The sequence below is a fragment of the Rurimicrobium arvi genome (genome assembly GCF_039540495.1).
In the GTDB taxonomy this organism is placed as follows: Bacteria; Bacteroidota; Bacteroidia; order Chitinophagales; family Chitinophagaceae; genus Rurimicrobium; species Rurimicrobium arvi.
Map to the genome: position 1 here is coordinate 129364 of NZ_BAABEZ010000002.1, position 13420 is coordinate 142783.

The following is a 13420-nucleotide window of genomic DNA, read 5'->3' on the forward strand; positions in this document are numbered from 1 at the left end:
ATTATGAAAAAAGCAATGATTTTCGCCGCCATGATGGCCGCAGGTTCTACAAGCATCGCGCAGAGCGCAACGCGCGGACGTTCTTATAACGACGGGCTGGTATTGATTAACGCCGGGATCGGTTTGTCCAACTGGGGAGTTCCGCTGTACGGTGGCGTGGAAGCGTATGTAAGCGATTTTACGATCGGTGGTATGCTGAGCTATCGCCGTTATTATTCCGACTGGCGTGACTACCGCTATGATTTCTCGGCTACAACCATCAGTGCAATTGCCAATTATCACTTCAACCGTGTGTTCAACATCCCGTCCAACTGGGATTTGTACCTCGGAGCGAACATCGGCTATTGCTTTGAAGGATATGACCGTCCTTTGGGTGCACCCGATTACACTTACCGCAGAGTTGGCGGACTCGCTGCAGGATTGCAGCTGGGCGGCCGCTACTACTTCTCACGTGCAGCCGGACTGAACCTCGAAGTAGGTGGTGGTAACGTATTGTCCGACGTACGCTTTGGGGTAACGTTCCGCCTTTAAACAAACAGTTCCGACGCAATGTGGTCTGCAAACAGGCGACCGGCATTGGTCAGGCGGAGCTTATATTCCACTGTTTCCGACAGCCATTTCTTCTCCAGGAAGATCTGGCTGTTTTTTTTGATCGCTTTCACCGCACTGATACCCCATGAATCCTCAATATGCTTCAGGTCCATACCCCAGATAGTGCGGAGGCTCGTCATCAAATATTCATTCAGTTGCTGCTCTTCCGTGAGTGTCTCCTCTTCGGTAAGCGGCTTTTTATGCAGCATGGCTTTTGTGTACAGCGCATTATTGGCAATGTTCGCTACACGACGGCGTTTCCCGTCGAAGCTGTGTGCGGAGGGACCGATACCTAAATAGGGCACGCCTCTCCAATAATTCGTATTATGGACGGCGTATTGACCGTTCTTAGCAAAGTTGGAAATCTCGTATTGTTCAAAACCCATTGCCGGAGCTAAGTCCATCAGCAATTCCAGCTGAGCGGCGCTTTGTTCGGGATCCACAGGTGCCTGTTTTCCTTTTGCAATCGAATGGTGCAGGGCGGTTTTTTCTTCCACGGTTAAGGCATATGCCGAGAAATGCGGAATAGAAAGTTCGGAAACCATTGCGAGGTTCTGTTTCCAGGCAGCATCGTCGAGGCCCGGTGTGCCGTAGATCAGGTCGATTGTGATCAGTTCAAAGCCTGCATCCTGTGACGCTTTGATGCTGTATTCTGCCTGGGACGCATTGTGCGCACGATTCATATACTTCAGGTCATCATCACGAAAAGATTGAACACCGATACTGAAACGGTTGACCGGCGTGCGCCTGAGATCCCTGAGAAAGGAAGGAGTCAGGTCGTCGGGATTGGCTTCGAGTGTGCATTCGCGTAAAGTATCCAGATTGAATTGTCGTTGCGCGGCCTCAAAAATCCGCGATAAGTCGTCATAGCTCAGCAAAGAAGGTGTTCCGCCACCCAGGTATAAAGTTTCTATGGGTGCCCCTTCCAGAAAGTCCTTCCTGATTTCCAGTTCCCGGATAATCGCCGTCACTACCTCCTGTTTCTGAGAAAGGGAAGTGGAAAAGTGAAAATTACAGTAGTTACACGCTTTTCTGCAAAACGGAATGTGGATATAAATGCCCGCCATGGATTGCAAAGGTGGGAAATATACGCTAATGAGCATAGCATTTCCTACACGTGCGGATTTCTAAACTGTTATTTAATTTTATTGAACTATGTTTATGTGCATGATCCTCCCGGCCGGATGATCTACCGTCGTCCGGTTCGTGTGCTACAGCATCATCAGTAATTACTGCGGTAATTCTTCATCGTAAAGCGGAATCCGGTGTCGATGATGGCTCCCATCGTTTGGCATATGCCGAATCCGGCAATATACGTACGCTTCAGAAGGCTTTCCCGCAACTGCAGCACATGCTCTTCCGGAGCAATGGTGTCTTTGCGCACAACCTCCATAAGGTGATCAAATCGATCCAGGTCGCTCATAATCCTTTTCACAATAGCCGAACGAACCTCCTTTTTATATTGTTCTACGGAACTTGGTTTGAGTTTTTCGGTCACAAGCTGAAGCATAGCCTTGTTTTCCTTGAAGCGGAACGGCTCATACACCTCAATTTTGCCCTCATAGCTCTGCTGATCAAAATCAATAGGGCGGATACGGTACACCACCTGATCGAAATCGTGGATAGGGATCACCACATAATTATAACTTCTCATATCTCCGAGCAATCCGATCATACAGCGCTCATTGAACTTCACAAACTCTTTGGCCAGCTGCGCTTTTTCATGTTCGCTGCAATGCTGCAACTGTTCTGCTATAAAGACGTCGCCGGGTATACCCAGAATATGCTCTTCTATGAGTGTATTGTTATATAGAAGGAAGTTGACCCTGTTCGGCGATATAATATCTTCCAATTCCAGTCCGTAAATACGGGATGCATCTGCTTTTTTGACATAATAATGCGTGTAGTTGTCATTAAGAATATTGCGGACCCGTATGCGGAAAGGTTTGGAATTACCGAATGTGCAGAAAGCGATGGAGTCGATGGTAAGAAAAGGGAGCGTGGCCGTGTCTCCGTCCGAATGCAGCAGCGTATATATTTTATTCAGGTTTGCAATCAGCTCCTGCTGTTCGCTTTGCGCGTAAAATACACTGAGCCAGAGCGTATCGTTGCCATGTTTGTCTGTAATCGGGGTATAATCGTTGAAGCGGAGCAGGTCTTCGTAACTGATCTGTATTTTGGTAAGCCGGCTGTTCACCTCCAGGTAGTGCATCAGATCCGGGTTTACCGGATAAAAAGGTTTTCTGTATTCGATCAAAACATCGTCCATGGCTGCAAATAAAGGTACGATTACAAAATTCGGCTAAAAATTGCAGAAGAGCGGGCTTGTCACGCTTCCGGATGAAGCACTTTTTTCCGGAAAATATCAAAAGGTTTTTGCACTTTAGCAATATCATCTTACTTTTGCGCAAAATTTCCAACAATAATTCTTTTCTAATATTTCATAGATGGCAAACTCCGGAAAAATTAAACAAATCATCGGCCCAGTTGTGGACGTGCATTTTGCGAACGACAACAAATTGCCGGCAATCTATAACGCGTTGGAACTCAAACGCGAAAACGGTGATGTGGTGGTACTGGAAGTACAGCAGCATCTTGGTGAGGACAGCGTGCGTTGCGTGGCAATGGACGGAACCGAGGGTTTGATGCGCGGAATGGAGGTAGTTGATACAGGTAAAGCAATCGCAATGCCTACCGGAGAAGCAATTAAAGGCCGTCTGTTTAACGTTACCGGTGATGCGATCGATGGTTTGCCTCAGGTGAGCAAAGCAAACGGTCGTCCGATTCACGCGAAGCCTCCTAAATTCGAGGAACTGAGCACGGCAACGGAAGTATTGTTTACCGGTATTAAAGTTATCGATCTGATCGAGCCATACGCAAAAGGTGGTAAAATCGGTTTGTTCGGTGGTGCCGGAGTAGGTAAAACCGTATTGATTCAGGAGCTGATCAACAATATCGCTAAAGGCCACGGTGGTCTGTCGGTATTTGCGGGCGTAGGCGAGCGTACACGTGAGGGAAATGACCTGATGCGTGAGATGATCGAAGCCGGAATCGTGAAATATGGCGAGAAATTTATCCATTCTATGGAAGAAGGCGGATGGGATCTGAGTTCTGTGGATCTTAAAAACCTGGAAGAATCAAAAGCTACCTTCGTGTTCGGTCAGATGAACGAACCTCCCGGAGCACGTGCACGCGTTGCATTGAGCGGTCTTACTATGGCGGAATATTTCCGCGATGGCGATGGTAGCGGTAAAGGTCGTGACATCCTGTTCTTCGTAGATAACATCTTCCGTTTCACTCAGGCAGGTTCTGAAGTATCCGCCCTGTTGGGCCGTATGCCTTCAGCGGTAGGATATCAGCCTACACTGGCTACTGAAATGGGTCTGATGCAAGAGCGTATCACCTCTACTAAAAACGGTTCTATTACATCTGTTCAGGCCGTTTATGTACCTGCGGATGACCTTACGGACCCGGCTCCTGCGACAACCTTCGCTCACCTGGATGCCACTACCGTACTGAGCCGTAAAATTGCGGATCTGGGTATCTATCCTGCGGTAGATCCATTGGATTCCACTTCCCGTATCCTCACTCCTGCTATCGTGGGTGAAGCGCATTATGCTTGTGCCGACCGCGTAAAGAGCATTCTCCAGCGCTATAAAGAGCTGCAGGATATCATCGCGATCCTGGGTATGGACGAGTTGAGCGAAGAAGACAAACAAGTTGTATTCCGCGCCCGTAAAGTACAGCGTTTCCTTTCTCAGCCATTCCACGTGGCAGAGCAGTTCACCGGTCTGAAAGGTGTATTGGTACCGATCGAAGAGACAATCCGCGGTTTCAATATGATCCTGGATGGTGCAGTTGATGAGTATCCTGAAGCAGCTTTCAACCTGGTAGGTACAATTGACGATGCTATCGCGAAAGGTAAAAAATTGATGGAGCAGGCTAAAAACTAAGGAATGCAATTAGATATCTTAACACCCGAGCATAAAATATTCAGCGGCAATGTATACGGAATACAGCTGCCGGGTATTGAAGGTTCTTTTGAAATACTGGAGCATCACGCTCCGATGATCGCATCTTTAGGGAAAGGCAGAATGAAAATCCTGAAAGACAAATCCAGTACCGAATCTTTTGAAATCAGCGGCGGCTTTGCCGAAGTACTGAACAATAAAGTTTCTGTTCTGATCGAAGATGCAAAGGCGATGGCCTGATTGATACAACATTGATTGAAAGCCCCGCTCGTCGAGTGGGGCTTTCTTGTTTTATATCTGCTTATTTATTATAAACCAGTTTTTTATTTAAGCGATATAGTTGTAATATTGTAAAAAATAAATCACTTAAATCCATCCCCATGAAAAAAACGTTACTTGCAATTCCTTTGGTATTTGCAATGTTCTCCGGCGTGCAAGCGCAAAATTATATTGGTGCCTGTGCTGCTTATTCATTTTCCAAATTGAAATATGACGGAAATGAAGACGATGATTACAACGGGCGTGTGTCTTTTGGTGTTACGTATAACCACCGGATTCATTTCATTAATATCGGTGCAGAACTGAATCTGGAAAACAGGGGAGCGAAGGCGTCCTACTTAGACAATACTTATGGATATCAGACAGCAACCGAAAGGCTTAACTTTTCCTATTTGGCGCTTCCGTTGAAAGTAGGAATTGTTGTGGGAAATAAATTTTCAGCCATTGCGAATATAGGAATCGTTCCGGGGTATCTTCTGGGGGCTAAAGATAAATTATCCTATCCTATGAGCCAGCAAACATATTCTCAATCGGTAACTTCCATGGTTTCGAAATTTGATCTTTCCGCTCTGGCAGAAGTGGGTGTCGGATTTAAACTGGCGTCTAAAGTATCCATTTACGGAACCTTCCGGTTCCAGCCCGGCCTGACAAACGTGAAGATTGATCAGTCCTATACCGATTTCAAACACAGCAGTCTGATTGCCAACATCGGCGCACAGGTAGCATTATAGCCGGGATACAAATAGTAAAACGCCATTTGAATAATTTTCAAATGGCGTTTTGCGTTAGGTTGCATTAAGAAACAAGTGCTTACTTTAATGTCTGCCCCTGTTTCTTAATGCAGTATTTTGCGGGAAGTATTTTACGACTTCGAAGATAACTCCGATACCTTTCTCAGTAGTGCCGCCACCGCTTCCTGTCTGGGCTGCAGCAGATCTTCCGCTATCAGTTGCTGAAATTGATGATCGGTCAGGTCCTGCAGCGGAGGACGACGATGTTTGACACGTTTGGCAGTATCTTTTAAGTGTAGATTTTTGATCATTCTATAAAGGGTGTTTGCGGAATAAAACGTCTCTATAGAAAAAATATTGTCTGCGATTACCAAAATCGAGGCATTTTTTCCTTGGCCCCGGGGTTATATGTGCAGCTATAATTGTACCTTAGCCCCCATCTTTTTAAATCATTTTTCAATGGCAAAAATTAAAGTTGCAAATCCCGTTGTAGAACTGGACGGTGATGAGATGACGCGAATCATCTGGCAGTTTATCAAGGACAAACTGATCTTACCCTATCTTGATGTTGACATTAAATATTATGATTTAGGCGTAGAACATCGTGATGCTACCAATGATCAGGTAACTGTAGACGCTGCCAATGCGATCAAGCAGTATGGCGTTGGTATCAAATGCGCTACAATTACCCCCGATGAGCAACGTGTTACTGAATTCGGTCTGAAACAAATGTGGAAAAGCCCTAACGGGACGATCCGCAATATCCTGGATGGTACTGTATTCCGCGAGCCCATCGTTATCAGCAATATTCCGAGACTCGTTACCAACTGGGATGCGCCGATTATCGTAGGCCGTCATGCTTTTGGCGATCAGTACCGCGCTACCGATTTCGTTACTAAAGGAAAAGGTAAGCTTACCATTAAATTTGAAGGCGAGGACGGTCAGGTGATCGAGCATGAAGTGTTCAACTTCAAAGGCGACGGCGTTGCGATGGCTATGTACAACACTGATGAATCCATCAAAGGCTTCGCCCGCTCCTGCTTCAATATGGCTCTGAGCAAAAAATGGCCGTTATATCTTTCCACAAAGAATACAATTCTTAAAAAATACGATGGCCGCTTCAAAGATATTTTCGAAGATATCTACCAGAATGAATTCAAAGCATCGTTTGACGCAGCCGGTATCGTATACGAACACCGCCTGATCGATGACATGGTGGCAAGTGCGTTGAAATGGAACGGTAACTTTGTATGGGCTTGTAAAAACTACGATGGAGACGTTCAAAGTGACACGGTGGCGCAAGGTTTTGGTTCCCTTGGTCTGATGACGTCTGTACTGGTTACCCCGGATGGTAAAACTATGGAAGCAGAAGCGGCGCATGGTACCGTTACCCGTCACTACCGGGAACATCAGAAAGGAAAGCCAACATCCACCAATCCGATCGCATCTATTTTTGCATGGACACGTGGTCTGGCATTCCGCGGTAAACTGGATAATAACCAGGAACTGATTGATTTCTGTCAGGCACTGGAAGATGTTTGTATTGAAACTGTTGAGTCTGGTAAAATGACAAAAGATCTGGCGGTATGTGTCCATGGTAACAGCGTAAAACACGGAGAACACTTCCTGTATACGGAAGAATTCCTGGATGCACTGGATGCAGGACTCAAAGCTAAATTGAATAAATAAGCGCTTTACAGAGAGCACAGCGTACGGAAAAGTACTTCCGTACGCTGCTGCATTTAAAAAGAAGATATGAACGAGAACAATATTGTCTGGTTACGGAATGCAAATATTTATCAGGGCAACTCCCTGATTTTGTCGGACGTAAACATGGAGGTTCGGAAAGGCGAAATGGTGTACCTGATCGGGAAAACCGGCAGCGGTAAATCCAGTTTGCTGAAAACCCTCTATGGCGATTTGTATCTGAAAGAAGGGGAAGGACACATTGCAGGTTTCAACCTCAAAGATCTTACCTGGAAAAAGGTGCCGCTGATGCGCCGCAACCTCGGCATCATTTTCCAGGATTTCCGTCTGCTGAGCGACAGGAACGTGTTCAGCAACCTGGAATTCGTTCTGAAGGCGATCGGCTGGACGGATAAGGCTAAAATGAAAGAGAAAATTGAATCCGTACTGTCGAAAGTAGGGTTGAGAGGAAAGGGGTTTAAAATGCCGCATGAAATGTCCGGCGGAGAGCAGCAGCGTGTGGATATCGCACGGGCCCTGCTCAATAATCCGAAACTCATTATTGCGGACGAACCTACCGGAAACCTCGATCCGGAAACCACAGATGAGATCATGCAATTATTGCTCACTATCTGTAAAGAATACAATACTGCTATGGTGATGGCAACGCATGACTATACCATCCTGCAGAAATATCCCGGCCGTATCGTACGTATCGAACAGGGCAAACTGGTGGAACTGACTGCCGCAGGTTATCCCGGTTAGGACAAAAAAATATCTTACAGAACGTCTGCAATTGCAGGCGTTTTTTTAAATTACAGAGAGGAGACTCGTGCGATTGCTTTTATGTCTATGGGATTACACATTGCTGCTATAAATTCAGGTTCCAACGGGAATTGCTATTACATTGGGACACAGCATGAAGCAATCCTTGTGGATGCGGGTATATCCTGCAAAGAAACAGAGCGCCGGATAGACGCGCTTGGCTTGTCTTTCAGTCTCGTAAAGGCAATCTGGGTCACACACGAACATATTGACCACATAAGGGGACTGGAGCAGTTATCGCGCAAATATGATCTGCCTGTTTTTCTTACCAACGGAACTTTAGCACGCATGCGGCAACGGCCCGAAACCAGAAACCTGCATCTGATTGAGGCAAATAGCCGTACCTGTTTCGGTGAATTTACAATCGACACCTTTTCCAAATACCATGATGCGGGTGATCCCTTCAGTGTGGTGGTAGAATCCAAGGGGATCCGGGTAGGCGTATTTACCGATCTGGGGCGTGTATGCGAATCACTGAAGCAGCACTTTTCCGGTTGTCATGCTGCATTTCTTGAAGCGAATTATGATGGGGAAATGCTTGAAAAAGGGCGCTATCCCTATCATCTGAAACACAGGATCAGGGGCGGGAACGGACATCTGTCCAATACCGAAGCATTGGCGTTGGTAAAGGAACACAAGCCCGCATATATGAGTCATTTGATATTGGCGCACTTATCGGCAGAAAATAATTGCCCGCAGATTGTGCAGCAGCTTTTTGATCCGCATGCGGGTACTGCTGAGATCACTGTGGCATCCCGCACTGCCGCTGGTCCATTGTGGCAGGTGCACGGGGCAGGCAAGGTAAAGGAAGAGCCGGTGCTGCCGTTGCGCCGGATACCGGCGCAACAACTTACACTGTTTTAAAAAATAAAAGCAGCGCATAAGCGCTGCTTCCGGTAATACTGTATTCAGAAAATTATTCTTCAGTTTTCTTTTTGCGGGCTGTTTTTTTAGGAGCTTCTTCGGCACCTTCTTCCGCTACTGCTTTTTTAGCTCGTGCTTTTTTAGCAGGTTTTTCTGCAACTTCTTCCGTTACCTCTTCAGCTGCTTTTTTCGCTTTTGCTTTTTTTGCGGGAGCCTCCACTTCTGTTTCTTCAACTGTTTCTTCCGCCTGTGCTTCTTCCTGGTTATACATATCGAAGTTCAACATGTCGTTCTTCTTCAACAGCTCATACCATTTCACGATCTTTTTCATATCGCTTACATACACGCGGTCTTCATCCAGATTCGGATAAACAGCTTTGAAATAAGCTTTAACGGCATCATTGCCGGCCTTTGTATCGGGCAGCGGATGTTGCGCTTCGTTATCTTTAATTGCCTGCAATACTACATGCAAACGAACGTTTTCGTCATTAGTGTAAATTTCAATACTCTCGATAGGAGTAACATTGTGTACACGTGCAGAAATAAATTTCGTGCTTTTGTCGGTCAGGTTGCGAACAATCGCTCCGTCGCTTTTTGTAGTAAGCAATTGAAACAGCCCGCCTATTCCGGTCACGGCAACAATTTCTCTGTATTCCATATTGTCGTTATTAAAAAGATTGCAAATGTAATTTTTTTGCGTCTATTTTCTCGGGTAAAAACCGAAAAAATAGCGCATTCGCGAAAGTTTGTGATAAACAACTACCGGATGAGTGTTATATCGCCTTTAAATGTGCGTACGTGGCTGTGCTGGTTGCCGCATATTAATTTCACATAATAATAATACACACCCAGCTCTTCTTCGCGACCGAGGAAACGCCCGTCCCAGCCCTGATCTATATTATCTGTGGTGAACACCTGCTGCCCGTAACGGTTGTAAATGCTGAACTCTTTCAGGATAATGTCGCCTTTGTACAAAATGCGGATCACATCATTCCGTCCGTCACCATTGGGCGTAAATGCATTAGGAATTGAAGGTGTACAGCAATTATCGTAATAGATCTCCTGAGTGACGGAGTCTTTACATTGGTGCGCATCTGTGATCCACACGGTATAGTAGCCGTTTGCCAGTCCGCTGATCAGGCTGTCGGTATCTCCCTGATAGCTCCAGAGGTAATTGTATGGCCCTGTTCCGCCGGATATTTTTGCAATGATCTTACCGTTCGTATCGAGACCCGAGCAATCATTATGCGTTACATCCAGGTCTGTCTGTAATGCGTCCGGCTGCGGAACGGAGATTGTGAAAGATTTGTAGCAATTGGTCGAATCGATCACCGTTACTGTAAAATCCCTGGCTTTCAGGTTGGCGTAATCCGCTGCCGTTAAAGTGTCTTTGCTGCCGTTCAATACGTAACGCAGGGAAGGGTTGCCGCCTGTGGCAATGAATATAAAGGAACCGTCTTCCTTACCGTAACAGCTGGTCGGAATGACGGTCCTGCTGTCTTCTGTGATCTTTGGATAACCCACCAGATCAGCTTCTCCATTGGTGATACATCCTTTGGTGTCTTTTACGCTTACAGCGTATTTCCCTTCACCCAGTTGGGCAAATTCATTATTATCTTCATAGCCGGAATTGTTGAGTGCATAGCTATACGGGCTCGTTCCGCCATTTGCGCGAATGGCCAGCGAGCCGTCTTTGTAGCCTTCGCAGGTTGGATGCTGAATGAGGATATCGGAGATCAGCAGCTTGGCCGGTTGTGAAAGCACGACATCCGTGTCTTTCAGACAACCATTCGCATCGGCAATCTGAATTTTATATCCTGCGGCGGAAAGGCCTGCGAAAGAAGGACTGCTTTGCGGTGTCCCGGCATTGAGTATATAGCTGTATGGCAGCACGCCTCCGCGGCCGGAAACCGTAATGATACCATCAGCACCTCCGAAACAATTTACAGAGTCCAGCACTGCGCTGATCAGGATCGGTTCCGGTTCGGTAAGCTGTATGGAAGAATCCAGCGTGCAATTTTTAGCATCGCGGACACTGATCACATGCTTTCCTGCTTTTAGTTTGGTGAACGTACGTACGGAAGAATAGGTGCCTCCGTCAATTGCGTAAGTGTATGCGGTGGTACCTCCGGCTGCAGCAACGGTAACTGAACCGTCGCTGTACCCATTGCAGGTGGGACTCGTTTTGGAAAACGCCATTGCCAGCGCTGCCGGTTCCGAAATCGTCAATGTAGTGTCCAGAAAACACCCCAGGGCATCTTTAATGTGCACGACATAAGAACCTGCCGTCAGGCCGGTGAAGCTGGACGACGAACCGTAAGATCCGCTGCCGAGCGCATAGGTGAAAGGAGTAACGCCCAGGTAGGGACTGAATTTGAGCGATCCGTCGGCGCCTTTATTGCAGGATACATTATCGGTAATGACGGTAGTGCGCACCGTGATGGAATCACCTACCGTTACCGGAAAGCTTTTCACGCAGCCGTTTGCATCTTTGACGTTTATGGTGTACGTGCCCGAGCCGAGACCGGTGAATGTATTGGCAGCGCTGTAAGATCCGCTTCCCAGAGCATATTGGTATCCCGGCGTACCGTTGCCCGCGGTGAGTGTGATCGCTCCTGTTTTGGTTACATTGCAGACGTTGTTTTTACTGGTGCTCACCGAAGTTATTTCCGTTGGTTCGCTGATGGAGACGGTGGTATCTTTTGTGCAATAGTTAGCGTCGCGAAGCGTAATCGTGTAGGAACCTTTGCTGAGTCCGGTGAAAGTGCCCGATCCGGCGAAGGTCGTTTTGTCAATAGAATACGTGTAAGGGCTCAAACCACCGCTGCCCGTTGCAGTGAGCGATCCGTTAGTGCCGCCGAAGCATAAGGGCATTACGGTGCTTACACTTGCGAAAGTCGGGTTGGCCGGGGCCGCGAGTGTAAAGCTGGTGTCTGAATAGCAGCCATTGGTATTGGTGGTGCGAATAGTGTAGGTACCCGGAGCCAGCGAATCCCTGAAGCTGGAAGAAGACCCGCTAAATGTATGTAAGGTGGTTGCGGTACTTTTCACCTGTATGGTATAAGGTGCTCCGCCTGCTGCCGGAATGATATCAAAAACAGCTTTCTTCACACAGGTAGCTGCACTTATAAGGGTAATGGTAGAGCTTGCCTTGGGGAGTATCGTCAGCGTATATGCTACTGTTTGTTTACTGCTTAGCGGACAGCCGTCATCCTGGTATGTAATGTAGAAATAGTAGGTGCCCGGGCTAACGCTGCTGATGTTCCAGAGAAAAGAGGATTTGGGTGCCGTGGTGCCATTGCCGGTAATGGAGAGCGTCGCACCTGATGGAAGCCCGGCCGCCGTCATGGTGATCGAATTGCCGTCTGAGTCGATCGGATTGATCTCGAAACCCAGGTAATTTTCGTTTTTACAGATGCTGACCGTTGTATTCCCGGTAAGCGTTCCTGCCGCAAGCGAACTGATCTTGCCATACGGAGATCGGTTTGAGCAGGTAGACAAGACGATAAATGTCATTTCGCGCATGCTGGTACCGACAAGGACCCCGTTTCTGTATTCACTTACCTTCATTACCACAAGTGACTTCTGAGCAAGATTGGGTGTAAACGTAAGTTGCCCCGTGGTTTTGTTGAATGAAAAGCTGCCTGTGGCAACGGCGAGTGGTGCTGTGGCACTGTATCCTGATGCATACGTTACGAGCGAACTGGGGGTTGTAGTCGCATCGAGTCCGTCCACCAGTTCATACGCCAGGCTATCCGTCAGGTCCGATTCCACCGCGCCGGGATTGTATTCCTGCGCGGTATTGATACAGAAGAAAGGAGTAGGTACCGTCGTGTACGTAGGATTATTATTATAGGCACCTGTATCGTTCAGCGTAGCTTCCAGCGACATAATGGAGCCGGAGCCGCTCATAAGAATATTGGTGATGGAAGCGCTGCGCCCGGCTGATGTAGTGGAAGTAAGGTAACCCGTAGAGCGGAACTTCCAGTTGGCAGAAGCGACGTTGAGCGTAATCGTATCCTCGTACACAAATTTCCGCACACCCGGAACCGTCCCGCCGTTGCAGGTGGTGGAGGAAAGGGAGCTCGGACAAACGGGCGTTATTTCTGTTCCGGCGGTGATCACCTTCAGGTCCATGGTACGGTACAAAGACGTTCCGTTGTATACCTGTACCTTAGGACTGGCGGTGTAAAGCGCTGCAAATACGCTGGCAGTGCCGCCACAGTCGCCGTACAATACCATCGTAACCTTATACTGCCGACCGCTGATATGCGTATAATACATTTCCCCTCCATACAGATGGGATGCTGTTGCCGGCATCGCACATACGAGCAGCAAAGCTGTCAAACCGCTCAATAATCGATAGAAACTTTTCATACTACTTTATCTAACGCAAAATTATTTTTTATTATGTATCTCCACCCAGCATATTACCCCTACTTTTTACTCGTTTACCCCAAGAACGGCGGTGCT

General features: G+C 47.3%; 12 protein-coding genes. 7 read left to right on the plus strand and 5 right to left on the minus strand.

Annotated features, from left to right (window positions below; all coding sequences use genetic code 11):
* Nucleotides 1–3 precede the first annotated feature (3 nt).
* Nucleotides 4–531, plus strand: coding sequence for a hypothetical protein (locus tag ABD846_RS02155; RefSeq protein ID WP_344822193.1), 528 nt, complete (start codon nucleotides 4–6; stop codon nucleotides 529–531).
* On the opposite strand, the gene hemW is transcribed toward ABD846_RS02155, so the two are convergent.
* Entirely contained in the window at nucleotides 528–1694 is a 1167-nt protein-coding gene (gene hemW, locus ABD846_RS02160) for a radical SAM family heme chaperone HemW (protein ID WP_344822194.1), read from the minus strand. The two genes, ABD846_RS02155 and hemW, sit on opposite strands and share 4 nt — an antisense overlap.
* Before the next feature lie 119 nt (nucleotides 1695–1813).
* Nucleotides 1814–2860: a hypothetical protein gene (locus tag ABD846_RS02165; RefSeq protein WP_344822196.1), complete on the minus strand. Its 1047-nt coding sequence runs from the start codon at nucleotides 2858–2860 to the stop codon at nucleotides 1814–1816.
* 178 nt (nucleotides 2861–3038) lie between these two features.
* Here ABD846_RS02165 and atpD point away from each other — a divergent pair, with 178 nt between their 5' ends.
* The 3 genes from atpD to ABD846_RS02180 all read left to right on the plus strand — a co-directional run bounded on the left by atpD (nucleotide 3039) and on the right by ABD846_RS02180 (nucleotide 5572).
* Entirely contained in the window at nucleotides 3039–4544 is a 1506-nt protein-coding gene (atpD, locus tag ABD846_RS02170) for a F0F1 ATP synthase subunit beta (protein ID WP_344822198.1), read from the plus strand.
* 3 nt (nucleotides 4545–4547) lie between these two features.
* Complete coding sequence (gene atpC, locus ABD846_RS02175) at nucleotides 4548–4802, plus strand: ATP synthase F1 subunit epsilon (RefSeq protein ID WP_344822199.1); 255 nt, start codon at nucleotides 4548–4550, stop codon at nucleotides 4800–4802.
* A 140-nt stretch (nucleotides 4803–4942) separates the two neighbouring features.
* A complete protein-coding gene (locus ABD846_RS02180; RefSeq protein WP_344822200.1) occupies nucleotides 4943–5572 on the plus strand; it encodes a porin family protein in 630 nt (209 codons plus the stop codon).
* Between the two features lie 131 nt (nucleotides 5573–5703).
* On the opposite strand, the gene ABD846_RS02185 is transcribed toward ABD846_RS02180, so the two are convergent.
* Nucleotides 5704–5883 carry a hypothetical protein gene (locus ABD846_RS02185; RefSeq protein WP_344822202.1) on the minus strand — a complete coding sequence of 60 codons (180 nt, stop codon included), beginning with the start codon at nucleotides 5881–5883 and terminating at the stop codon, nucleotides 5704–5706.
* 148 nt (nucleotides 5884–6031) lie between these two features.
* On the opposite strand from ABD846_RS02185, the gene ABD846_RS02190 reads away from it, so the two are divergent.
* From ABD846_RS02190 to ABD846_RS02200, 3 genes are all read left to right on the plus strand, one after another.
* Nucleotides 6032–7261, plus strand: coding sequence for an NADP-dependent isocitrate dehydrogenase (locus ABD846_RS02190; RefSeq protein WP_344822204.1), 1230 nt, complete (start codon nucleotides 6032–6034; stop codon nucleotides 7259–7261).
* A gap of 66 nt (nucleotides 7262–7327) precedes the next feature.
* Nucleotides 7328–8023 carry a cell division ATP-binding protein FtsE gene (locus ABD846_RS02195; protein WP_344822206.1) on the plus strand — a complete coding sequence of 232 codons (696 nt, stop codon included), beginning with the start codon at nucleotides 7328–7330 and terminating at the stop codon, nucleotides 8021–8023.
* 87 nt (nucleotides 8024–8110) lie between these two features.
* On the plus strand, nucleotides 8111–8947 hold the full coding sequence (locus ABD846_RS02200) for an MBL fold metallo-hydrolase (protein WP_344822208.1): 837 nt from the start codon (nucleotides 8111–8113) through the stop codon (nucleotides 8945–8947).
* A 52-nt stretch (nucleotides 8948–8999) separates the two neighbouring features.
* Here the strand turns inward: ABD846_RS02200 and ABD846_RS02205 are convergent, their stop codons facing one another.
* Nucleotides 9000–9605 (minus strand): DUF5606 family protein, encoded by a 606-nt coding sequence (locus ABD846_RS02205; protein WP_344822210.1) that lies wholly within the window; start codon nucleotides 9603–9605, stop codon nucleotides 9000–9002.
* Between the two features lie 101 nt (nucleotides 9606–9706).
* Entirely contained in the window at nucleotides 9707–13324 is a 3618-nt protein-coding gene (locus ABD846_RS02210) for a T9SS type B sorting domain-containing protein (protein ID WP_344822212.1), read from the minus strand.
* Between the last annotated feature and the right edge of the window lie 96 nt (nucleotides 13325–13420).

Coding starts and splice junctions, on each gene's coding strand:
- ABD846_RS02155 (WP_344822193.1), top strand. CDS start 4: ATGAAAAAAGCAATGATTTTCGCCGCCATGATGGCCGCAGGTTCTACA.
- hemW (WP_344822194.1), bottom strand. CDS start 1,694: ATGCTCATTAGCGTATATTTCCCACCTTTGCAATCCATGGCGGGCATT.
- ABD846_RS02165 (WP_344822196.1), bottom strand. CDS start 2,860: ATGGACGATGTTTTGATCGAATACAGAAAACCTTTTTATCCGGTAAAC.
- atpD (WP_344822198.1), top strand. CDS start 3,039: ATGGCAAACTCCGGAAAAATTAAACAAATCATCGGCCCAGTTGTGGAC.
- atpC (WP_344822199.1), top strand. CDS start 4,548: ATGCAATTAGATATCTTAACACCCGAGCATAAAATATTCAGCGGCAAT.
- ABD846_RS02180 (WP_344822200.1), top strand. CDS start 4,943: ATGAAAAAAACGTTACTTGCAATTCCTTTGGTATTTGCAATGTTCTCC.
- ABD846_RS02185 (WP_344822202.1), bottom strand. CDS start 5,883: ATGATCAAAAATCTACACTTAAAAGATACTGCCAAACGTGTCAAACAT.
- ABD846_RS02190 (WP_344822204.1), top strand. CDS start 6,032: ATGGCAAAAATTAAAGTTGCAAATCCCGTTGTAGAACTGGACGGTGAT.
- ABD846_RS02195 (WP_344822206.1), top strand. CDS start 7,328: ATGAACGAGAACAATATTGTCTGGTTACGGAATGCAAATATTTATCAG.
- ABD846_RS02200 (WP_344822208.1), top strand. CDS start 8,111: ATGGGATTACACATTGCTGCTATAAATTCAGGTTCCAACGGGAATTGC.
- ABD846_RS02205 (WP_344822210.1), bottom strand. CDS start 9,605: ATGGAATACAGAGAAATTGTTGCCGTGACCGGAATAGGCGGGCTGTTT.
- ABD846_RS02210 (WP_344822212.1), bottom strand. CDS start 13,324: ATGAAAAGTTTCTATCGATTATTGAGCGGTTTGACAGCTTTGCTGCTC.